We start from the raw sequence: 4334 nt of genomic DNA, 5'->3' as shown, positions 1-4334 counted from the left end.
GGCCGACAGCCCGAATAGCGCTGCCTTGATCAGCGCGATGACGATATCGGTCGAGCCGATAATCAGCGTCAGACCGGACGCGAAAGCCCCCGGGGAAACGTTCTGGACGTAGACGGTGAAGAAATAGGCCCCGGCCAACCCGACCAGAATCACTGTCGCCGACAATGCCAACGACACCAGCATCGCGGCCAACACCCGGGGAACGACGAGGGCCCGGATGGGATCGATGCCCATCACGCGCAGCGCATCAAGTTCCTCGCGGATGGTTCTGGCACCCAGGTCTGCACACATGGCGGTCGCACCCGCGCCCGCGACCACGAGCACCGTGACGATCGGACCGATCTGCCGCACCGTCCCCAGTGCGGCGCCGGTACCGGAGAAATCCGCGGCACCGAATTCCCTGAGCAGGATATTGAAGGTGAAGGTCAGCAGCACGGTGTAGGGAATCGTCAGCATCAGTGTCGGCAAAATCGACACGCGAGCGACGAACCAGGACTGAGTGATGAACTCCCGCCATGCGAACGGCGGAACGAACATCCCCACGAAGGTGTCGAGCGCCATCGAGAAGAACCCACCCATGCCACGGATGGGTTTGGCAATAGCGCTGGAAGCAACCACCTCTTAGGCCCTCCCTCGTGTGCATTTCTCCGTCATAGACCGCTGTTCCCCCAAACGAAGCCCGTGCCCAGTCAGGCTGCGGGTGACGATACACATTGATACGCGCTGACGAACCGTATATCACCGATTACGCGGGCGGGAGTCGGGGGTTGATCCCTTGCCTGTCCGCCAAGTCGACGTGCTCAGGATCCCGGCTCAGGGGCTTTTTGGGGCGCAAACGACCGTCATTGCAGTCCACAACGGGCAACTGCCAGGTTGGGGACCGGTTCCGGCGCGTCGGAAACGCTGCGCTGCCCGGCAGCATCTCGGGCGGGTCGACTCGCCACAGCCAACCGCGTTCGTCAACTGCCGAGATCCCACGTCCTCGCAGACGACGGTCTCGAGCCCACCGAGGAGCACAGGCCGCGACGGCGGTCTGTTCAGGACCCGAGTCCCGAGACGGTCGCCGGTTGCCGCGCTCGGTAACCTGTCAATCCCGGGGCCAGCGAGAGGACGCCTGTGAGCACTATCCGCAGCAACCCTCAGACCGTGATGTTTCGTGGCACCGACGACCTGATGCTGGTTGCCGATGAGTGGAACAACCCGGACGCGATCAGGCGCGCCGGCGGGGAATTCGACAGTTCTCGCCCGTCGGTCTTGATGTTGCACGGCGGCGGCCAGAACCGCCTGTCCTGGCAGAAGACTGGGCAGCTTCTGGCCTCTAGCGGCCTGCATGTGGTCGCACTCGACAGCCGGGGCCACGGCGACAGCGATCGCTCACCGGAGGCGGAATACACGGTGGAGTCGTTGTGCGGGGACACCCTTCGGGTACTCGAGCAGATTGGTCGGCCGGTGGTTCTCATCGGCGCCAGCATGGGCGGGCTCACCGGCATCCTCGCAGCGCGCCAGGCCGGCCCGGAGAGCGTGCAACGCTTGATCCTGGTCGATGTCGTGCCGCGATACGAGAAGGACGGCAGCGCCCGCATTCGCGACTTCATGTTCAGCCATGTACACGGGTTCGAGTCCCTGGAGGAAGCCGCCGAGGCGGTCGCTGCCTACCTGCCGCACCGGGTCAAGCCGCGCAGTCCGGAGGGGCTGAAAAAGAACCTGCGACATCGGCATGGCCGATGGTATTGGCACTGGGATCCGGCGTTTCTGACCAAACCGCAGGAGGATCCGTTCGTGCGGGTCGAGTTACTCGAGCAAGCAGCGATGGAGTTGACCATCCCCATTCTGCTGATTCGCGGAATGCTCTCCGACGTGGTCAGCGAGGAAGCGGTCCAGGATTTCTTGCAGAAGGTGCCCAACGCCGAGCTTGCCGAGCTATCGGGGGCGGGACACACCGCGGCCGGCGATGACAACGACGCGTTCTCCGAGGTCGTCGAGCAGTTCGTCGCACGATGACCATCCCAGCACCGGCATCCAGTACTTGACCACGTGACCGGAGTGCAGATCGCGGCGTACCTGCTCGGGGCGGTCGCCGTGGGCGAGGCGATCGCGCTGGTCGTGCTGACCCTGCGCTTGCGGGCGGCGCGCACGGAGGCCGAAGCCCTGGGTCGGCGCGTCGACACCCGCAACCTGCTGCTGTCCGGCGGGACGAAAGCGGTGAAGACCGTGTGGCAGACCGCCAACATCCTGCGCACCGATGGATTCGGCGCGGCCGTACGGTCCTCGGTCGAGGAGCTCGCTGACTGGGCCGAGGTGGAGCGGCCCGATCTGGCGCGGCTGGCACCCAACGGCAAGTTGGCGATCATGTTCTCCGACATCGAGGAATCCACCGCGTTGAACGAGCGAATCGGCGATCGGGCCTGGGTCAGGCTGATCAGCAAGCACGACAAATCGGTCCACCAGCACGTCGACAACCACGGCGGTTACGTCGTCAAGAGTCAAGGTGACGGATTCATGGTCGCCTTCGCCAAGCCGGAGCAGGCGGTCAGATGTGCAGTCGACATCCAATCCTCACTGCAGAAGCACCCGCACGGAATTCGCGTGCGTATCGGCATCCATGCCGGCAAGTCGGTGCGGCGCGGCGATGACCTCTTCGGACGCAATGTCGCGATGGCGGCGCGGGTGGCCGGAGAGGCCGAGGGTGGCGAGATCTTGGTGAGTGAGCCGGTCCGCGACGCCGTTGACGGCATTCAGGAGGGCACACCGGATGTCGCTGACATCAGTTTCGATTGCGGCCGGGAAGCCGACCTCAAGGGGTTCGCCGGGGCGCACACGCTGTACGCGGTCGCGCTCTAGTCGGGCTTGGCTTCGGCTTCTGCCAGCCGTTGGTGCAACCGGCTGCGAATGTCGTCCGGGGTGTAGGAATTGCGACGGCGTTGATCGCGGGCGACCAGCACGCCACCGGCGACGACGCCGGCGGCACCGGCCAACCCGACCCACTTCCAGATTCCACGCATGGTCCTCAGTCTGCCTAAGCTGCGGGGGTGAAGCCAAGCACGGTGTCGCTGCAGCGCGCGCTGGACGAGACTCGCACCGGGGACATCTGGTTGTTCCGCGGACACTCCCGTCCCGACCGCGCCATCCAGTCGCTGACCAACAGCCCCGTCAACCATGTCGGAATGACGGTGGCAATCGACGACCTGCCGCCACTGATCTGGCATGCCGAACTCGGCGACAAACTGGTCGACATGTGGACAGGCACCAACCATCGCGGGGTGCAGCTCAACGACCTGCGGCAGGCGGTAGAGCGCTGGATCGAGACCTATGACCAACGCTGCTGGCTGCGTCAGCTCACCCCGTACGCCGGCCGGGAGCAGGAGGACCGGATGCTACGGGTGATCGCGCAGATGGACGGGACCCCGTTTCCGACGACGGCCCGGTTGACCGGACGCTGGATGCGTGGCCGGATACCGAACGCGGCCGACTTCACCCGTGGAATCCCGCTCGTGCACAACAAGGTTCGGCAGTCCGTCGAGCGCCGCAAGGCGGAGAAGTTCAATGTCGGCCTGGAAACCGCATACTGCGCCGAAACGGTCGCCATCACCTACGAGGAGATGGGGCTGCTGAAGTCCGAGAAGGACTCCAGTTGGTTTGATCCGGGATCGTTCTGGAGCGGGGATACCTTGCCGTTGGCCCCCGGGTACCGGCTCAGCGAGGAAATATCCGTCTTGGGTTCGGGTATCGACCATCTAGGGTGAGCGAAACGCCGACGTGGATGGCGGGCCACTCGCGCCAAGGGTGGTTTGCTGATCATCAGCACATTCATTCGGCACCGCAACGAGGGAGCGCAGGTATGCCGACCGCGACAGAACCCGCCCCCGCGCCCGATGCTCCGGCACGGGGCCTGCTCAGCGCGAAGGCTTCGGCCATCATCATCGTGTTGGCATCGATCGCGACCCTGGTCATCGTGCTCGAAATGCTGCGCTCCACCGATGACGAACCTGCGCCGGCGCAATCCGTTCCCGCCCAACCGAATACCGTGCCCCCGCGGGTTGCGGCCTCGGCGGAGCCAACCACTTTGGCTCCGCCGCCGGACCCTGCCGTACCGGCACCGGACCCTGCCGTACCGGCGATGGATGACCAAGGTTTTGTCGACAGCGCCGCACGTTGCGCCATGCCTGCTAAAGCGGTCGCAATCGCGCGCACCACACGGGCGGCGATCGTCATCTGCCGCGACGTCGATGGAACTTATGAGTACGCGGGAACCCGGTTGCGCGACGGCGCGTCCTTGCGGTTGGACGATGTGCTGGCAATCCCGGCAGGATTCGAGGCCCGCAACAACGGCACCA

Annotated in this window: 6 protein-coding genes; 4 read left to right on the top strand and 2 right to left on the bottom strand. The window is 65.0% G+C overall.

What is annotated here, in order from left to right; translation table 11 throughout:
• Window positions 1-618: MlaE family ABC transporter permease (locus tag ACPGXI_RS17705; RefSeq protein WP_526655290.1), on the bottom strand; the 618-nt coding region annotated here is incomplete at its 3' end.
• Between the two features lie 531 nt (window positions 619-1149).
• Here ACPGXI_RS17705 and ACPGXI_RS17700 point away from each other — a divergent pair.
• Complete coding sequence (locus ACPGXI_RS17700) at window positions 1150-2001, top strand: alpha/beta fold hydrolase (protein WP_526655294.1); 852 nt, start codon at window positions 1150-1152, stop codon at window positions 1999-2001.
• Between the two features lie 33 nt (window positions 2002-2034).
• Window positions 2035-2841 (top strand): adenylate/guanylate cyclase domain-containing protein, encoded by an 807-nt coding sequence (locus ACPGXI_RS17695; RefSeq protein WP_526655288.1) that lies wholly within the window; start codon window positions 2035-2037, stop codon window positions 2839-2841.
• Here ACPGXI_RS17695 and ACPGXI_RS17690 read toward each other — a convergent pair.
• A complete protein-coding gene (locus tag ACPGXI_RS17690; RefSeq protein WP_526655286.1) occupies window positions 2838-3002 on the bottom strand; it encodes a hypothetical protein in 165 nt (54 codons plus the stop codon). The two genes, ACPGXI_RS17695 and ACPGXI_RS17690, sit on opposite strands and share 4 nt — an antisense overlap.
• A gap of 42 nt (window positions 3003-3044) precedes the next feature.
• Here ACPGXI_RS17690 and ACPGXI_RS17685 point away from each other — a divergent pair, with 42 nt between their 5' ends.
• Window positions 3045-3743 carry a guanylate cyclase gene (locus ACPGXI_RS17685; RefSeq protein WP_526655292.1) on the top strand — a complete coding sequence of 233 codons (699 nt, stop codon included), beginning with the start codon at window positions 3045-3047 and terminating at the stop codon, window positions 3741-3743.
• 95 nt (window positions 3744-3838) lie between these two features.
• Window positions 3839-4334: hypothetical protein (locus tag ACPGXI_RS17680; RefSeq protein ID WP_526655284.1), on the top strand; the 496-nt coding region annotated here is incomplete at its 3' end.

Origin of the sequence: Mycobacterium sp., from assembly GCF_049608025.1 — a bacterium.
In the GTDB taxonomy this organism is placed as follows: Bacteria; Actinomycetota; Actinomycetes; order Mycobacteriales; family Mycobacteriaceae; genus Mycobacterium.
Note: the sequence above shows the minus strand (reverse complement) of the source record. Positions and strands in the feature narration are given on the sequence as shown.